This is a genomic window from Streptomyces sp. NPDC001530 (assembly GCF_042894545.1).
GTDB lineage: Bacteria > Actinomycetota > Actinomycetes > Streptomycetales > Streptomycetaceae > Streptomyces.
In genome coordinates this window covers 81,986-98,743 of sequence record NZ_JBIAVS010000022.1, presented here as the reverse complement: position 1 = coordinate 98,743, position 16,758 = coordinate 81,986, and the positions used below count along the sequence as shown (strand labels likewise).

Below are 16,758 nucleotides of genomic sequence, written 5' to 3'. Positions count from 1 at the left end.
GCCGAGCGGCGCCGCGTACCGGACACCGCCACCCGCATCCAGGAGTTCGCATGACCATCGCCCGAGTCGATCGCCGCCCGAAGCGGTCCCCGGCCGTGTCCGGAGTGACGGGCACAGCCGGCCGGCGCGACTCCCTGTCACACCGTGCGCGCCGCAGGAACCGGCTGACCGCGCTGGCCTTCGTCGCCCCGCTCGTCGCCTACCTCGTCGCGTTCTATCTCTATCCGCTCTACCGCAACCTCGATCTGAGCCTGCGGAACTACACGGTCCGGTCGTTCGTCGACAACAACGCGCCGTTCTCGGGCTGGGACAACTTCTCCCACGTCCTGAACGACCCGACCTTCGGGCCCGCCCTGCGCCACACGATGGTCTTCACCTTCGTGTCGATCGTCTTCCAGTACGCGGCCGGGCTGGCGCTCGCGGTCTTCTTCAACCGGCACTTCCGGCTGGCCGCCACCCTCAGGGCGCTGTTCCTGATCCCGTGGCTGCTGCCGCTCATCGTGTCGGCGTCGACCTGGTCCTGGATGCTCAACAGCGAGTCGGGCGTGGTCAATTACGCCCTCCATCTGGTCGGTGTCTCGCCCGTCGACTGGCTGACCTCGCCGCACTGGGCGCTGACCTCGGTCATCATCGCCAATGTCTGGATCGGCATCCCGTTCAATCTGGTCATCCTCTACAGCGGACTGCAGAACATCCCGGGGGAGCTGTACGAGGCCGCCTCGCTGGACGGGGCGAGCGGCTGGCAGCAGTTCCGGCGCATCACCTTCCCCCTGCTGCGGCCGGTCTCGGCGATCACGCTGCTGCTGGGCCTGGTGTACACGCTCAAGGTGTTCGACCTGATCTGGATCATGACCAAGGGCGGTCCCGGCGACTCCTCGTCCACGCTCGCCACCTGGTCGTACCAGCTCGGATTCGGCACCCTGCTCCCGAAGTTCGGCCCCGGAGCCGCCGTCGGCAACATCCTCATCCTCATCGCGCTCGTCTTCGGCCTGCTCTACATCCGCGTCCAGAGGAGGCAGGAAGCGTGAAGTCCCGTACCGGTTCCCGCCGTTACACCGCTGTCGGCCTCCTGCTCACCGGGCTGATGCTGTTCCCGGTGTACTGGATGCTGAACGTGTCCCTCACCCCGCAGCAGGACATGCGCAAGTCCCCGCCCGACCTGCTCCCACTGCACCCCACCTTCGAGGGCTACCGAGCCGTCCTCAACGACCAGATGCCCTACCTGGGCACCAGCCTGCTCATCGGCCTCGGCACGGTCGTCGTCACCCTCGTCCTCGCCGCCCCGGCCGGCTACTCGCTGGCCAAGCTCCGCCCGAGCGGCGGCGGCATCCTCAGCCTGGCCCTGCTGATCGCGCAGATGATCCCCGGCATCGTCATGGCGATGGGCTTCTACGGGATCTTCCTCAACGCCGGGCTGCTGAACTCCTGGTGGGGCCTGATCATCGCGGACTCCACCATCGCCGTGCCCTTCGGCGTCATGATCTTCACGGCGTTCATGTCGGGCATCCCCGACGAACTCACCGCCGCCGCCCGCATCGACGGGGCGGGCACGCTGCGCACCTTCTGGTCCGTCGTGCTGCCGGTGAGCCGCAACGCCGTGGTCACCGTCTCGCTGTTCAGCTTCCTGTGGGCCTGGTCCGACTTCGTCTTCGCCAACACCCTCGACGGCGGCGGCGACATGCGCCCGATCACCCTCGGCATCTACCGGTACATCGGCAACAACAACCAGGAATGGAACGCGATCATGGCAACCGCCGTCGTCGCCTCCCTACCCGCCGCCGCCCTTCTCGTCCTCGCGCAGCGGTACGTGGCCGCCGGGGTCACCGCGGGCGCGGTCAAGGACTGACCGGGACGTCAACCCCCTATCCACCTCCTATGTGTCAGGAGAGCCGCCACCCATGCCTGTCCCGAGATCCCAACTTCCCCTACATAGAAGGCTGTTCGGCCGATCCACCGCGGCCGTCCTGGCGACGGCCCTGGCCGCCGCCGCGACCGCCCTCACGGGCACCCCCGCCCAAGCGGCCCCCACGGCGTCCACCACCCTGGTCGTCAACGCGGGGCAGACCCTGCGGTCCGTCACTCATGTCGCCACGGGCAGCCTGTACGGCCTCGCCGACGCGAGCACCCCGGCCGACAGCCTCGTACAGCCGCTGAAGCCGAACACCTTCGTGCAGATGGCCCCCGGCGGTAAGCAGCTGCCCAACGGGGAGCCCACCCCCGCCGGCGACTCCCTGGTCGTCGCCTCCAAGGCCGCGCGGGCCGGCGCGAAGGTCGTCGTCCGGATGCCCGACTGGTATCCGAACTTCCCCTACAAATGGGTGAGTTGGAGCGACTGGCTGTCCGCTGTCGACACCCAGGTCGCCTCCGTGAAGTCCTCCGGCGCCACCAACATCAGCGCGTACGAGCTGTGGAACGAGCCCGACTGGACCTGGGACACCACCAACGCCGGTGCCTTCAACGCCGGTTGGGCGCGCACGTTCAAGGAGGTACGAGCCAAGGACACCAGCACGCCCATCCAGGGACCGAGTTACTCGGTGTGGAACCAGAGCTGGATGAGCCAGTTCCTCACCGACGCCAAGGCGAGCGGCACCGTCCCGGACGTCATCGCCTGGCACGAACTCCAGGGCAGCAAGGACATCGCCGCCCATGTCTCCGCCTACCGCTCCCTGGAGAGCAGCCTCGGCATCAGCCCGCGCCCGATCTCCATCGAGGAGTACGCCACCCCCAGCGAGATGGGCATACCGGGTTCCCTCATCGGCTATGTCGCCAAGTTCGAGCGCGCCGGCGTCCGCGACGCAGAACTCGCCTTCTGGAACCACTACGGCACCCTCGGCGACACCCTGACCGACACCGGCGGCTCGCCCAACGGCTCGTACTGGCTGTACAAGTGGTACGGCGACATGTCCGGCAACATGCTCACCACCACACCTCCGGCCCAGACGGGTATCGACGGGGCCGCCTCGCTCACCGGTGACGGCAGGCAGATCAGCGTCATCTTCGGCGGCGGAACCGGCTCAACGGCCGTCACCGTCAACGGACTTGGCTCGCTGTCCGCCTTCGGCAGCAAGGTGCATGTGAAGCTGGAGTACACCCCGTCCAAGGGACGTACGACGGCCGTCTCGGCCCCGTACACCATCTCCGAGGCCGACTACACCGTCAGCAACGGCTCCATCACCGTCCCGGTCGCCATGAACGCCTCCGACGGCTACCACCTGGTCGTCACGCCCAGCGGCACGTCCACCTCGCTGGCCGGCCGCTACCAGATCACCAACAAGAACAGCGGCCTCGCCCTGGACACCCAGAACGCCGGCACCGCACAGGGCACCGCCGTCGTCCAGGCGACCTCGACCACCGGCACCGACCAGAACTGGACGCTGGTGTCGGCGGGTTCGGGCCTCTACAAGATCGTCAACCAGGCGAGCGGACTGCTGCTCGGCATCAACAACATGAGTACGAGTGACGGAGGTACCGCCCTGATCTGGGGCGACAACGGCACCGCCGACCACCTCTGGCAGCTGATCCCGTCCGACGGCGGCTACTACAAGATCGCCAACTACAACAGCGGCCTGCTCCTGGGAGTCAACAACATGAGCACCAGCTCCGGCGCCCAGGTCCTCCAGTGGGACGACAACGGCACCGCCGACCATCTGTGGAAGCTGACCTCTCGCTGAGGTGACCCGGTGATCGCTCCCGCACCTGCCGTCCACCGCGGGCGCGGGAGCCATCACTGTCGGTGCCTGCCGGTATCACTGGCCTCGGCGATCCAAGTCCACGCAGCTCGGCGCGGTGGCCTCCCACGGTTCCTTCAGGACGGGGAGATGCCCGGGATGCTCTCGACCACCCTCGGGTGGCTCCGGTCATTTCTGGGGCTGGGCAATGTTGACCATCCAGGGGATGCCGAAGCGGTCCGTACACATGCCGAACACGTCGCCCCACACCTGCTTCTCCAGCGGGACGGACACGGAGCCGTCGGCGGACAGCTTGTCCCAGTAGCCGCGCAGTTCGGTGTCGTCGTCGCCGCTGAGGCTCACCGAGAAGTTGTTGCCTTTGGCGAGCTCCATGCCCGGTGGGGTGTCGGCGCCCATCAGGGTGAAGCCGCTGGGCGTCTCCAGCATGCTGTGCATGATCTTGTCGGCCTCCGGGGTGTCCTTCTGGCCGAACTCCCCGAAGGTGTTGAGGCGGAGTGCGCCGCCGAAGACCTCCTTGTAGAACTCCATCGCCTGCCGGGCGTTGCCGTCGAAGCTGATATACGGGTTGAGTCGCGACTCCATGAAAACCTCCCGATACGGGGCAAAACATACGGATCTGCGCAGACTAGCGCGGGCCGCCGACAACGGCCTCCCATGCGGGACCGCATTCCCCGGGGCCGCTGCTGAGCCGCAGAGACCGCATGGGATCCGCGAAATCGCTGTCTTCCACCCGCTGTCCTGCCGCGCTCCTCCTGCGAGGGCGGTTCCGCCGCCCTTCGGTGGTGCGGGGGCGCACGCCTGCATATATCTGCCGGTTTGGCGCGCGGGCGCTCGCCCCATGCGGCGAATTGAGCCCCCTCTGTCTGGCCGCGGCACGTGGCAGCCGATGCACTGGGGCATGAACCGGTCATCCACGACTGGTGGTCGGCAACAACAGCATATGGATCACCCTGGTCATGCCCCGAGCACGCCAGGGCGGACGGACAGCACGCCGATCCCGGGTGGCTCGCGTCACGGGGCAGGCGGCTGTCTGAGGGATGGTGCTCGGACAGCCCGTTGTCCGTAGAGGGCTCCCGCCGCGGGCCCAGGCGCTGCCGGACTCAGCGGCTGCCCGCACCTTTCGACCGGCGGCTTCGACAGCTGATCAAGGTGAGAGACCAGACGGGTCGTGCAGTGGCCGTCTCAGGCGTTGGCGCACCACAAGGAGGCTTTGATGGCACTCACAGAGTGGACGAGGTCAATGGAGTGGCTGGCTGCGGCGTCCGAGGACCCCCGCGCCTGCAAGAACGAGTGGCAGAACGGCCGTACCGGAGTCACCCTCCTGGCCGCCGGACGGTTCTGGGACGTGCTGATCGTGCCGGAGGAGTTGGGACTGCGCGTCGCCGCCCTCCTGGACGAACTTCCGCTGCTCGCCCCCGGTCCCTGCCTGCTGGATGCCCGACGGCACCACGTGGGCTTCTTTCTGCCCCCGGAGCCGGAGACCGTGTGGATCGGCACCGGCTTGCGCCGCCTCAGCAAGGGGGCGTGGATCGCCGCTCCCGCGCCGCACTGCCGCTGGGGCGCGCTGCGCTGGCTGTGCCCGCCGGACGGCACCGGCACGCTGACCATGCCCGAGGTCCTGGAGCTGACTCTGCAGCGTTCCGTGAACGAGCTGTCCCACCTCCAGGGCCACCCCGCACCTGGTAGTGCTGCGTTACCTCTGCCGACCCTGGCTGGTCGGAGGCAGGTGGGGGAATGAGGGGCCGGCGTGCGGTGCCATGATGATCGTCATCGGCGGGTGCCTCCTTGTGGAGCGCCCGCCGGGATGATGGCCCCCGCGCCGTCTGCACCTTGGAAGACAGGGCCACCTCACCGCTCCCGATCCGCCGCACCGGCCGCAATGCCCGCTCTAGGAGAGCACGTGGAAAACCAGATGCAGCAGGAACAGGCAAGCCCCGAGGTACAGGCGCGTGTCCAGGCCAGTTTCGAGCGCCAGGGACTGATGGGCCACCTCGGTGCGCGCATAGCGCATATCGCACCGGGACGCGTGCACATCGTGCTGCCCTGCCGGCCCGAAGTGACGCAGCAGAACGGCTACTTCCACGCGGGAGCCACCAGTGCCATCGCTGACAGCGCGGGCGGCTACGCGGCGTTCACCCTGTTCCCCGAGAACTCGTCGGTGCTCACGGTCGAGTACAAGATCAATCTCCTGGCACCTGCTGGGGGTGACCACATCGAGGCCGTGGGTGCGGTTGTGAAGTCAGGACGAACGCTGACCGTGTGCCAACTGGAAGTGTTTGGAGTCCAGTCTGGGCAGAGGTCGCTCGTTGCGACAGGCCAGCAGACGCTGATCTGCGTCAACGCGCGACCCGAAGAGTGAAGCTTCTGATCGCTCTGCGCCCGAGGGCCGTGAAATTCCGTTGCTCCCCGGCCGCCTGCCGCCTGCCGCCTGCTGCCTACGGTCCCGATCATGCTGCCTCCGGTGGAAACGGACGAAGAGTGGGACGCGGTCGTCCCCGACGAGACGGTGATGCGCCCCGGAGCGGAGGACATCGGTGCACGCCTTGGTCTCGCCGGCGCACCGCTGACTCGTTTCCCTGACGGGTCGCAGCCGGTCTACACGATGGGTGCACGTTCTCAAGCTGTTCCCCGGTGCCGCCGCTCAGGACGGCGTCGCAGAAGGCCGCGTCCTCACCCACGTCCAGGACGGCTGCCGGTACCGACACCGCAGGTGCGTGACGTCGGGCCGTACGAGAACGGCTGGCAGTACGTCCTGATGTCCCGGCTCCGCGGTGAGAACCTGGCCCGCCTCTGGGGCCGCGTACCGCGCAGCCACCGTGAACGGCTCGTCACCGACGTCGGTGAGACCCTGGCGGCGCTGCACTCCCTCAGCCCCGATCCCCTCGGGGACGTCCTCGGCCCCGGAGACTGAGGCGCCTTCTTGGGCCGCCAAGGTGCCGGTGCCGTGGAACAGCAGCGCGCCCACGGACTGCCGGCCGCCTGGCTGGAGCAGATCCCGGACTTCCTCGCCTCGGTTCCCCTGCCGCGCACCCCGCAGCGTTGTCTGCTGCACACCGAGTTCATGCAGCAGCACTTCCTCGTCGATCCCGACGGGTGGCGCCTGACCGGGCTCTTCGACTTCGAACCAGCCATGATCGGTGACCGCGCGTACGACTTCGTAGGTGTCGGCCTGTTCGTCACCCGCGGTGAGGCGGACCTGCTGGCCCGGCTCACCAGGGCGTACGGTCACTCCTTCGAGACGTCCGAACTGCTCGCGTACACGTTGCTGCACGTGTACAGCGACCTCCCCTGGTACATGAGGGAACTGCGCGTCCCGGCCGAAGGAACGCTGCTTTCGCTCGCGGAGGCACGGTTCGGCACGGCGTGACGCGTGCCTGTCGCGCCGCCGACCAGCAATGTGCCGCCGTGGACGCTTCCGCCGTCCGGCGAGATGGGCTGCTGCCCGGCGGAGTACCTCGACCAGCCGGTCAGCCCCTACACCGTTGACGACAGGAGACCGGACGCCGCTCACGGCAGGCGGCCGCCGCCTCGTCCAGCAGCTCGGCCAGGACCCGCAGTTGTGCGGCATGCGAGAGTCGGGCGGGGGCGGGGCGGCGGCGTAGCCGGACGGGAGGCGTGTGGGAAGGGGGCCTGGTGAACCGCCAGGCCGTCAGCGTGTGCCGTTCCAGTTGTGGGCGACGTCCACCACGACGCGGTCGCTCAGCCGCAGCACCCGGAACGGCAGTCGGGCGCGGACACCGACCCCGATCTGCGTGTCGCCTTCGAAGCTGCTCGCGAACCGTGTGTCCCTGAAGGTGCGGTATCCGGTGAGGTCCACGCCCGGCAGGGGGCGGCCCGCTCGTCCGGGATACGTGGGTGCGCCGGTCTCGGGGTCGTAGCTGGGTGCGGTGACCCGTACCTCGAGGACGGCTCCGCCGCCGACGGGTATAAGGCGACCCGATCCGTCCTGGTAGAGGTGGTCGACGTACCTGACGGAGTAGCCGAAGCCGCTGCCAGTCGCGCCCGGAATGTCGAAGACCATCCGGTCGTAGCAGGCGTGGCGGCCGGTCCTGATGTTCTCCAGCGGCGCCGTCGTGGACGAGACACCGGTCTTGCCGAGGCTGCCCCAGCCTGTGGGGCAGGCCGTGGCTTGTGTGGTGGTGGCTGGAGCGGCGTCGGCCGGGATCGCCGTCACCCCGAACGTGGCTCCCATGAGCGCGAGTGTCGCCCATGTCGTTCTGCTTCGACCCATGATGTCCCCCTAGGCCTATATGTGACTGGTATCACACAAGACACGTTGGATAGTCGAAAGGTTGCACCGTTCACCGTTGGTCTTATTTCTTCCTGGGCGTGGTGTTGGAGCTCGCCGAGGTCCGGCGTCATTCCGGGCGTCATCTCCGTCGCGGCGCCGGTGTTCGCGGCGGCGCATGAGCCGGGGCATCTGTCATGGGCGACGTCCGGTGTCATTGCTTTGGCGCCGTGGCTCGACCTGGCGGGAACCGGGCCGATGGCCGCGCGGCGGCCGGAAGGGGCACCACCGTGACGAGCGCTACCTGCCTGCCGAGCGCCACTAGGCGGCGGGAATGCGGCGACCAGGGCCGCTGTTACACCGCACAGAGCTGACATGCGCGAGTCAAAATCGCGCGATGTGGGCGGAAGGAGGACCTCATGGCACGCAACAACACGCGCCCAGTCGTCACGCTGAAGTCGACGGCCGGAACCGGCGCCACCTACGTGACGCGCAAGAACCGTCTCAACGACCCCGACCGACTCGTACTGCGCAAGTACGACCCGGTGGCCGGGGAGCACGTCCCGTTCCGGGAGGAACGCTGAGCCAAGCCCGGCGTCACCAGTCGGACCGTCGCAAGGAAGGAAGCTCTATGAGGACCCGCATCCACCCCGAATCCCGGCCGGTCGTCTTCCGCGACCGTGCCGCGGACGTCGCGTTTCTGACCCGTTCGACCGCGCACTCGCCCAGGACGATCGAGTGGGAGGACGGCAACACCTACCCGCTGATCGACGTGGAGATCTCGTCGGCGAGCCATCCGTTCTACACCAGGGCCTCGCGGGTCGTGGACACCGCCGGCCGCGTGGAGCGCTTCGAGCGTCGCTACGGCCGCGTCGCCTCGATCCAGCGCTGACCACAGGCCGGTGCCCAGCAGGAGGAGAGTAGAGCTATGAAGGTGCGCAAGTCCTTGCGCTCACTGAAGTCGAGGCCTGGGGCCCAGGTGGTCCGCCGACGGGGCGTGGTCTTCGTCGTCAACAAGAAGAACCCGCGCTTCAAGGCCCGCCAGGGCTGACACGGCACCGGGAGAAGGCGGCCGGCCCGGTCCACACACAGTGTGTGGACCGGGCCGGCCGTCTGACGGCGGTACTGCGCCTTCGTACGAACCGCAATCCGTCTCGGCACCCGGGCAGTCGGGACCGCCCCTTTCCGAGTGGGCCCCGGTTCGCGGCAGGGTCAGGAACGTCGCGAGGCGTACGGAACCGACGCGAGCGGTCAGCGGGGCGTGCCGAAGTCCTGCGTCCAGTAGCTGCCGGGCTGCGCGAGGCCGACGCCGATCTCCTTGAAACCGCAGGTCAGGATGTTGTGCTTGTGGCCGGGGCTGGACATCCAGCCCGCCATGACCTGCTCGGGGGTGGAGTATCCGTACGCGACGTTCTCGCCGTAGGAACTCCAGCTGTAGCCGGCACGCGTGATCCGTTCACCCGGATCCGACCCGTCGGAGCCCGTGTGCGACATGTTCTGGTGGCTCGCCATGTCCGCGCTGTGATCCTGGGCGGCCTTCGAGAGCTTCGCGTTCAGAGTCACTGGGGAGCAGCCGGCCTTGCTGCGCTCGCTGTTGACCAGGGCCACGACGCGAGCCACGGCGCTGGACGCCGGGGTCGCCTTGGTGGAGGCGCTCGGGGACGGGGCTGCGGGCGCCGTGGGTGTGGCGGCTGCCGTCGAGGCGGGCGCGGTGGCTGCCTGCGAAGCCGGTGCCGAGGGCTGCGAGGTCCACTCGCCGCCCCTCCATCGCTCCTCCAAGGACGCGTTCTTCCAGTGCTTCCAGTGGTTCCAGTGACCGTAGGGCTCGGCGCCCTCGGCGTCCGGATCGTTGAGGCAGGCCATGGCGGCGGACGGTACTGCCAGCGCGCTCAGCGCGACGGCAGCGATGGCTATCTGCCGGTGGCGCGTCTTCCTGCGGTGCTTCCTCATGCGGCCCTCGCTCGGTCGTCGCGGGTGCGCCTCCGGTGGGCTCGGCTCTGCACGGATGCTCTGCCTGAGCTGCGGTGACGCCGTCTGGGGCCGTCATTGTTAAAAGCTCAGTGAGAGAGCAGCAACGAGCGCTGCTACTACCTGGCTTCGTAGTTCTCGAACGCCCTTGAATCGGGCGCACGGGTGTGCTGACCCGGCTCATCGGGGAGCGGCAAAGCTTGATGCCCCGTCAGGAGGCCTCACATGCCTGGCGAGCGGTGTGAAGGAATCGAGCGCGGTGCATGCCGTCGGATCAGGTGCGCCTTATGCCCCTTTCCGGTGGGCAAGTCTCTCTATATCGCCCGGGCGCGATGTACTACCGCACCGCGTTGATGCGGGAGGTCGGCGTGATGGATGTCACTGTGATCCGCTGCAACCATTCCCGGCGGAGGCGTCGGAGCGGCCTGCAGCCGGCCCTGGGACCCTCCCGAAGCGCTGTATGCCTGCGTCGCCAATTGCGCAAAACGTCATGAAATGGCCAGTTGGGTGCGGAACCTGGCGGGCACCCGGTGACGGAAGTCGAGCGAACGGCTGCATGAGCCGACGCGGTGAGCTTCTCGGGCCATCAACGTGATCACTGCCCGTAGGGGCGGCCGGCGAGCCGGAGCGGCCGTTCTGGACGGACCTTCCCGTCGATGCCGGGCCCGTGCAGATCAGCCACGGCACGGTCCTGGTGCGCAGCGAGGCGCGGGCGCACGACGTGCCTTGACTTTGGAGGTGGGCACCGAGCTAGTTGAGCGGCCGGGTGCGGAGTTCGAACGGCCGTATCGCAGTGGCAGCGGCGATTTGGTGATCTGCACGATCGACGGGCCCGAGTTCTCGTTCGCCGTGCTCGCCGACAGCCGCTTCCTGCTGTGGGTGTTCCGTTCGGGAGGCCTATCACTTCCTCTTCGTCCCGCAGGCATGAGCGCCCTGTGCGGTGGTCCTCTCAGCGTCCGCGATGCCCACCGCGCGGGGGTCAGCCGACGGTCACGCCGTGGGCGTCTCCGTCGAGGATGCGGCCCTCGCCGTACCCGGCATCGGCCGACGGTACTGCGCACGTCGAGGGAGTGAGCGGCACGCGGCGGCGACCGGCCGCTATTTGGCCCGAGACCCACTGTCATAGACGTACGTCAGTCGCACAGCTAGGGCGTCGGGGATTCAGACTCCTCGATCGTCACGGTGCCGAGTGACGGAATGTCGTCCGTCTGAAAACAGGCCGAGTGATCGGTGTTACAGATCTCGCGGGGTTCGATTCGGTGCTGAATCGAGTCGTATTCGAGGAAGGTGGCGGTCTCGCCCGAGGCGAAGACCGCCGTGGCCTGGTGCAGAGGGCCGTACGTGGGGCCGGGGCCACTGGTGAAGCGGAAGGGGCCGGGCTTGTTGAAGACGATGGCTAGGTAGAAGGGGAACTTCTCCGGGTGGAGCCATCTCATGAATGGACCCGCCGCGGCTGTGTGGGCGTCTTCCTCGGCGGGCAGCGATCCGCATTCGAGCTGCTTGACCACGTCGCGCCCGTGCAGCGAAACGAGGCAGAAGTGTGTGGCGTCGGGCAACCAGCCGAAATCTGCCCCGCCGCCTCGTGCGCGATTGATGACCACGACCGTGTTGAGTGGGGGCACGGGTTGGCCCTCGTGCAGAAGCTCCTCCACGTTTTCCTGGAACAGCCGCGACAGGGCCGTGTCCTTTGGTCCCAGCCGTCCTGACCCCACGGCCAGCGCGGGACCCGAGGGCTGGGACGGGGACGGGGACGGGGACGGGGACGCAGAGGGGGATGCGGCCTGGCGGCCGTGCCCCGAGCTCCGCTCGCTGGCGCGCACCGGCCGTGCGCCGACCGGGGCGTGGGTGCACCCGGTGGTGGCCAGCAGCCACAGGCCCAGCGTGGTCAGCACCCCGGCGCGCACGAGTGGGGTCGTCCCGATCATGTCTCTCCAGCCCCCTGCCCCCAACCGCGCGTGATCATAGGAGACCACTGGACGGGTCGGCTAGTAACTCGGGCGCGCGAACGGCCGTTCCCGCGGCACAGGGGAGGCCGTCCTCTGGTCCGTCACCGAACAGCAAGCATCACCGCCGATGGGCGCCGCACCGACATCCTCTTCGCCAACGCAACTTGCGCAGCGCGCTATCCACCGTGCAGAAGGCCGTGCCGCTGCTCAACAACCAAATGGCACTGCGCGTGTTCGACCACCTTGCTGGCCTGCCGAGGGCGTGTGGCGGGCCGCAGGGGAGCTCAGTTCCACAGTGGATAGGTGACCGTTCGCTCGAATCCGTCCGGCCTGTCGTTGGTGTAGACCAGGCTGATCCGGGTGTAGTGCTGCAGCTCCGGGTGCTTCTTCCAGGGCTGCGGGTGGTCGAGCCGCACGATGACCGGGTACGAGTGGAACTTGCCCGCCGCGCAGTACGGTTTGCAGTCGTTGACTGCGTTGAAGCCGGTGGCCGATGCCGAGTCCGGGAGCCACTGCGACCAGTGGAGCGAGGTGAGTCGGCTGTTGCCGTCACCGCAGGCGAGGATGAAGTCGGCGGGGCGTACCTCTGGGTGCCAGAAGCAGTCGACGATCACCGGGCGTCCCTGCTGTTGTTGAACGACCTGCGAGGCCTGCGGCGCCTGCGTAGCCGACGGGGCGGCGGAGGCCGTTGCCATGACTGCTGCGAGCGATGTGGCCGCACAGAGCGTTACCGCGGTTCTGGCTGTGTGTCTCCGCATGTCTGCTCCCGCCCGCCTGTCCGCACTGCCTCTGGCTCCGCGCTTGGGGACCTCTGGTCTGCTCGCCCGGCGAGGTCTGGTTGTGGGCTGACGCAGGACGGTATGCCATTACATCGCCAGCGCTCGTCTCTGTGTTGACGCTACGACCGTGTCAGCGGATGCACCACTCGTACGGAGTAGCGTCGGGGTCTTTGTGAGCGTGTTGTGGTGCCGTATTCAGGGTGCCGCGTGTGGTGGTCCCCGGCCCGAGGGCCTGGCCCGGGCTGAGCGCGCGCTGTCGGTGGCGCGCACGCCGGGATCCCAGGGCGGCAGGCGTTTTCGTCTGTCTCCCGGTGTGTTTCGTGGTGGACCTGCGGCGCAGGGGGCGGGTGGTCTCAATCGATGGTGGTGTGGGTGGCTGGATAGAATTTGGGTATGGGTGGGCGGTTTGTCGGCTTGGTGACGCTGGGACGTGTTTGTGAGGCAGGTTCCAGTGGCAGGGTGCTGGGTCCGGGCGGACGCCGTGGGGTGGGTGCCCGCGGTGTGTGGGGGGTGTGGGGCCGCGGCGAGTCGTGTGTTCGGACGGCATCGTCGGTGGCCGACGGCTGCGGTGCGGCTGTCGTGCCGTGGGGTGGGGGTGGCGCGTGATGGGTGCGGCGTCGGATGGGGGGACGGGTCTCTATTCGGGTCGGGCTTCCGGGCTGATCGGGGCGCAGATAGCGGGTTACCGCGTGGAGCGTGAGCTCGGTCGTGGGGGGATGGCCGTTGTGTACTGTGCGAGGGATTTGCGTCTGGAGCGGACGGTTGCGTTGAAACTGCTGGCCCCGGAGATGGCCCGCAATGACACGTTCCGGCGACGTTTCACACACGAGTCTCGCGTGGCTGCCGCGATCGACCATCCGCATATTGTGCCGATCTTTGAAGCCGGTGAGACGGATGGCGTCTTGTATATCGCCATGCGTTATGTATCGGGACTGGATTTGCGGGCCCTGCTGGACCGGGATGGTCCGCTGACGGTGGAGACCGCGCTGCGTATTGCTGCTCAGGTCGCGTCGGCGCTGGATGCGGCGCATGAGCACGATTTGGTGCACCGAGATGTGAAGCCGGGCAATATTCTGGTGGCGCAGGGCACGGACAGCGATCATCCTGAGCATGTTTATCTGACGGATTTCGGATTGACGAAGAAGTCGCTGTCGCTGACCGGTTTCACCACGGTGGGCGAGTTTGTCGGCACGCTGGATTATGTGGCGCCGGAGCAGATTTCGGGGCGTCCGGTAGATGGCCGGTGTGATCTTTACAGTCTTGCCTGTGTCGTCTACGAAACTCTTGTGGGCGGGCCGCCCTTCCAGCGGGATGAGGACATCGCGCTGCTGTGGGCGCATCAGTACGATCAGCCGCCGGCCCTGAGTGAGAAGCGGCCGGGGTTGCCGCCGGGGTTGGACGGTGTTCTGGCGAAGGCCCTGGCGAAGGTTCCCGAGGACCGTTACGACTCCTGCCTGGAGTTCGTGGCGGCTCTGCGTGCCGCTGCCGGCAAGGGTCCGCATCCCCAGGTGCGCCTGGGATCCGGGGGTGCCACGGGCGCGCAGCAGTCGGGGTCGGGGCCGGTTCCGGAACCGCCGGCCTGGGCGCGGCCCGTCTTTGGTCGTCTGCCCGGTTAGGTTCTGTCCGGTGGGCTGTGCCGGGTCTCGTCGTGTGGCCTCTCGTCGGGGAGGAGGCAGGCCGTGAGCGCGGCGGTGTCGTCGTGCAGGTGGTTGTCGCTGTAGGCGAGGAGGTCGTGGTGGAGGTGGTCCAGGAGTTGTCGGGGTGGGAGCGGGCCCCAGGAGCGGACGCGCTGGATGAGCGGGTAGAAGGTGCCGTCCGGGTCGCGGGTTTCGGTGATGCCGTCGGTGTAGAGGAGCAACTGGTCGCCGGGGCGAAAGGCGTGTTCGTCGACGTGATAGGGCTCCCCGACGAGCACGCCGAGGTTGAGGGGCGGTGCGGACCGCGACGTCTCCAGCTCACTGACCTCGTCGGAACGGATGAGCAGGGGCGGCGGGTGACCGCAGTTGACGATACGGACGATGTGGTCGTGGGCGACGATCTCCGCGAAGACGGCGGTGACAAAACGCTCGCCCATGTCGCTCCCGGGGAGCAGAGCGGCCCTGCGGTCCATGCTGGTCTCCACCCGGCCCGCCAGGGCGGCGAGGTCGGGTTCGTCGTGGGCCGCTTCGCGGAACGCGCCGAGCAGGGCGGCGGCGGTTTCCACCGCTCCCAGGCCTTTGCCGCGGACGTCTCCGATCAGCAGGCGTACCCCGTGCGTGGTGGGCACGGCCTCGTAGAGGTCGCCGCCGATGCGAGCCTCCGCGGCGGCCGAGAGGTAGAACGTCTCCACGGAGATGTTGCCGATCCGGCGGGGGACGGGCCTGAGTAGGACGCGCTGCGCGATGTCGGCCACGAAGCGCACGGTGGCGAGTGTGCGTTCTCGTCGTGTGCGGTGGGCGGCCAGGAAGGTTCCCAGGGTGCCGACCAGAGCGGTGCAGAGATACGCGGCCACGTAGTGGCGGTCCCACAGGTACCCCACGGAACGGCCCGCGCAGCACGGGGTGCCGGCCAGGACCCCCTCGAAGACGATGGCGAACACGGTGATGCCGGCGACGAAGGCGCTGCCGTGGGCGAAGGCGGCCACCAACGGCAGGGCGATCAGCAGGAAGCTCACCGGCCATTGCACAGGCGTGACGGGCTCGAGCACCAGGACGGCCGCGACATAGAAAGCGGGCATCCAGCGCATCCATGCGGGTGGTGCCGGCAGTGCCTGACCGCCGCCGCCCGGCACCAGCTTGCGGCGGCTCGCCTCCGAGGTGCGGCCGGGCCACCTCACTGCCCCCTCCTCCGTCCGCAAGCCGCCGAACCGGTGGGATGTCCCACGGCGGGGCCTGCCAGCGGACGACGCACCTGACGGCTCGATTGACGCAGCCTGCACACACGGGACTCCTGGCACGGATTCGACAAGAGACCCAGCCTGCTGCGCCCCGGCACGGCGTACCGGTCATTGCTCCACTCAGCGGCATGTCAGGGGACGGACCTGGCGTGGCACAGGCGCACCTCACCGGTCCGGGCCGCGTGGTCCTGGTGATCTCCGCTGCCGTCACGGCTCCGTGCGACCTGGGACGCTGTTTGCGTGGGCGGCAAGCCCGCTCGCGTCTTGTCTGGCTTCGGGGCCCGCGTTGGGGGAGAGCCGCAGGCGGTCGACCAGCGTGTCGATGTAGTCGGGGGTGAGTGGGCCGGCCGCGAACAGGACGCGCACGTACATCGGGGCCAGGGTGTGGTCGCGTACATCCAGGACGTCGGGCGGTTGCTCGCCTCGTTCGCGGGCCCTGTCGAGCATGGCCTGCAGCTGGCGGGCTCATCCACTGAGTGGCCTCCGAGGTAGTCTCCGAGACATGCGTATCTCCGTTTCTTCGGACATGGACGAACCCGTGGCCCGCACCCTGCTCGCGGAGTTGCGCAGCCGCGGTCACGAGGTGGTGGCGCACGGGGCGCTGCACCCTGGAGATGACACGCAATGGGCGGCGTGCTCGGAGGCGGCTGCCCGCGACGTCGTCGCCGGGAAGTCGGACCAGGCGGTCGTGTGCTGCTGGACCGGCACAGGCGCATCGATCGCCGCGAACAAGGTGCCAGGGGTACGAGCGGCCCTGTGTACGGACGCGTACACGGCGGATGGGGCACGCCGTTGGAACGACGCCAATGTGTTGGCGCTCAGTTTGCGGCTGACGTCCGAGCCGTTGCTCAAGGAGATCCTTGACGCCTGGTTCGCAGCCGAAGCCAGTGAGGACGCCGACGACCGAGAGAACGTGGCCCATGTGGGACGGCTTGACCTCGGCAGAAGTGCCCCATAGCTGAGACTTGCGGCCATTCGCCGTCTGGGCCGCAGCGCCGGTAGCGGCCCGAGGCGGTCGATGACGCGGTCGGCCGCGGACTTCGAGTGACCGGACAGCGGGGCGAGTTGGCGCAGCGTCAAGTACGTGAGTCAATAACGCCGCGACCAACACGGTCCGGTCTTCCTGCGGCAAGCTCCATGGCCGACCAGGGCGGACCGCGTCGACACCCCCGCGACGTAGTGCGGTCACCTGCTTCACGAACTGGCGTGGGCTCAGCCCCGTGAACGGGGTTGCCCGAGACGGCTCCGACGCCGTGAGCACACCAGCCACAGT

Annotated in this window: 16 protein-coding genes and 3 pseudogenes; 11 read left to right on the top strand and 8 right to left on the bottom strand. The window is 68.2% G+C overall.

Annotated elements, in window-relative coordinates; all coding sequences use genetic code 11:
* Window positions 1-50: 50 nt before the first annotated feature.
* From ACFY0T_RS37750 to ACFY0T_RS37740, 3 genes are read left to right on the top strand one after another with little or no spacing between them, the layout of a single operon-like run.
* A complete protein-coding gene (locus tag ACFY0T_RS37750) occupies window positions 51-1,028 on the top strand; it encodes a carbohydrate ABC transporter permease (protein ID WP_388881431.1) in 978 nt (325 codons plus the stop codon).
* Window positions 1,025-1,846 (top strand): carbohydrate ABC transporter permease, encoded by an 822-nt coding sequence (locus tag ACFY0T_RS37745; protein WP_388881428.1) that lies wholly within the window; start codon window positions 1,025-1,027, stop codon window positions 1,844-1,846. The genes ACFY0T_RS37750 and ACFY0T_RS37745 overlap by 4 nt, the downstream gene beginning before the upstream one ends.
* Window positions 1,847-1,898: 52 nt before the next feature.
* Window positions 1,899-3,671, top strand: coding sequence for an RICIN domain-containing protein (locus tag ACFY0T_RS37740; protein ID WP_388881425.1), 1,773 nt, complete (start codon window positions 1,899-1,901; stop codon window positions 3,669-3,671).
* 186 nt (window positions 3,672-3,857) lie between these two features.
* On the opposite strand, the gene ACFY0T_RS37735 is transcribed toward ACFY0T_RS37740, so the two are convergent.
* Entirely contained in the window at window positions 3,858-4,271 is a 414-nt protein-coding gene (locus ACFY0T_RS37735) for a VOC family protein (RefSeq protein ID WP_388881422.1), read from the bottom strand.
* Between the two features lie 631 nt (window positions 4,272-4,902).
* Between ACFY0T_RS37735 and ACFY0T_RS37730 the strand changes: the two genes are divergently transcribed.
* The 3 genes and pseudogenes from ACFY0T_RS37730 to ACFY0T_RS37720 all read left to right on the top strand — a co-directional run bounded on the left by ACFY0T_RS37730 (window position 4,903) and on the right by ACFY0T_RS37720 (window position 7,056).
* Window positions 4,903-5,427, top strand: a complete 525-nt coding sequence (locus tag ACFY0T_RS37730; RefSeq protein ID WP_388881419.1) for a hypothetical protein — start codon at window positions 4,903-4,905, stop codon at window positions 5,425-5,427.
* Window positions 5,428-5,601: 174 nt separating this feature from the next.
* The gene (locus tag ACFY0T_RS37725; RefSeq protein WP_388881694.1) at window positions 5,602-6,048 is read left to right on the top strand and encodes a PaaI family thioesterase; all 447 of its coding nucleotides are present in this window, start codon (window positions 5,602-5,604) and stop codon (window positions 6,046-6,048) included.
* A 90-nt stretch (window positions 6,049-6,138) separates the two neighbouring features.
* Window positions 6,139-7,056 (top strand): annotated as a pseudogene (locus ACFY0T_RS37720) (phosphotransferase).
* Window positions 7,057-7,338: 282 nt separating this feature from the next.
* Here the strand turns inward: ACFY0T_RS37720 and ACFY0T_RS37715 are convergent.
* Window positions 7,339-7,881, bottom strand: coding sequence for a hypothetical protein (locus tag ACFY0T_RS37715; protein WP_388881416.1), 543 nt, complete (start codon window positions 7,879-7,881; stop codon window positions 7,339-7,341).
* Between the two features lie 455 nt (window positions 7,882-8,336).
* Between ACFY0T_RS37715 and rpmG the strand changes: the two genes are divergently transcribed.
* The 3 genes from rpmG to ykgO are packed head-to-tail and all read left to right on the top strand — an operon-like array spanning window position 8,337 to window position 8,968.
* A complete protein-coding gene (rpmG, locus tag ACFY0T_RS37710) occupies window positions 8,337-8,501 on the top strand; it encodes a 50S ribosomal protein L33 (protein WP_388881413.1) in 165 nt (54 codons plus the stop codon).
* A 47-nt stretch (window positions 8,502-8,548) separates the two neighbouring features.
* On the top strand, window positions 8,549-8,809 hold the full coding sequence (locus ACFY0T_RS37705) for a type B 50S ribosomal protein L31 (RefSeq protein ID WP_388881410.1): 261 nt from the start codon (window positions 8,549-8,551) through the stop codon (window positions 8,807-8,809).
* A gap of 36 nt (window positions 8,810-8,845) precedes the next feature.
* Window positions 8,846-8,968: a type B 50S ribosomal protein L36 gene (gene ykgO, locus ACFY0T_RS37700; protein WP_020132570.1), complete on the top strand. Its 123-nt coding sequence runs from the start codon at window positions 8,846-8,848 to the stop codon at window positions 8,966-8,968.
* A gap of 200 nt (window positions 8,969-9,168) precedes the next feature.
* Here the strand turns inward: ykgO and ACFY0T_RS37695 are convergent, their stop codons facing one another.
* From ACFY0T_RS37695 to ACFY0T_RS37685, 3 genes are all read right to left on the bottom strand, one after another.
* Window positions 9,169-9,867 (bottom strand): CAP domain-containing protein, encoded by a 699-nt coding sequence (locus ACFY0T_RS37695; protein WP_388881407.1) that lies wholly within the window; start codon window positions 9,865-9,867, stop codon window positions 9,169-9,171.
* A 1,163-nt stretch (window positions 9,868-11,030) separates the two neighbouring features.
* A complete protein-coding gene (locus ACFY0T_RS37690; RefSeq protein WP_388881404.1) occupies window positions 11,031-11,537 on the bottom strand; it encodes a hypothetical protein in 507 nt (168 codons plus the stop codon).
* 578 nt (window positions 11,538-12,115) lie between these two features.
* Window positions 12,116-12,589: a hypothetical protein gene (locus tag ACFY0T_RS37685; protein WP_388881401.1), complete on the bottom strand. Its 474-nt coding sequence runs from the start codon at window positions 12,587-12,589 to the stop codon at window positions 12,116-12,118.
* A gap of 626 nt (window positions 12,590-13,215) precedes the next feature.
* Between ACFY0T_RS37685 and ACFY0T_RS37680 the strand changes: the two genes are divergently transcribed.
* Entirely contained in the window at window positions 13,216-14,226 is a 1,011-nt protein-coding gene (locus ACFY0T_RS37680; protein ID WP_388881398.1) for a serine/threonine-protein kinase, read from the top strand.
* Here the strand turns inward: ACFY0T_RS37680 and ACFY0T_RS37675 are convergent.
* Both ACFY0T_RS37675 and ACFY0T_RS37670 read right to left on the bottom strand, forming a co-directional pair.
* Entirely contained in the window at window positions 14,223-15,425 is a 1,203-nt protein-coding gene (locus ACFY0T_RS37675) for a PP2C family protein-serine/threonine phosphatase (RefSeq protein WP_388881395.1), read from the bottom strand. The genes ACFY0T_RS37680 and ACFY0T_RS37675 overlap by 4 nt on opposite strands.
* Window positions 15,426-15,785: 360 nt before the next feature.
* A pseudogene (locus tag ACFY0T_RS37670) lies at window positions 15,786-15,947 on the bottom strand (TetR-like C-terminal domain-containing protein); the annotation flags it as partial.
* Between the two features lie 40 nt (window positions 15,948-15,987).
* Here ACFY0T_RS37670 and ACFY0T_RS37665 point away from each other — a divergent pair.
* The gene (locus tag ACFY0T_RS37665) at window positions 15,988-16,443 is read left to right on the top strand and encodes an RpiB/LacA/LacB family sugar-phosphate isomerase (RefSeq protein ID WP_388881392.1); all 456 of its coding nucleotides are present in this window, start codon (window positions 15,988-15,990) and stop codon (window positions 16,441-16,443) included.
* Between the two features lie 11 nt (window positions 16,444-16,454).
* Here the strand turns inward: ACFY0T_RS37665 and ACFY0T_RS37660 are convergent.
* Window positions 16,455-16,755, bottom strand: a pseudogene (locus tag ACFY0T_RS37660) (IS5/IS1182 family transposase); the annotation flags it as partial.
* Window positions 16,756-16,758: the final 3 nt, after the last annotated feature.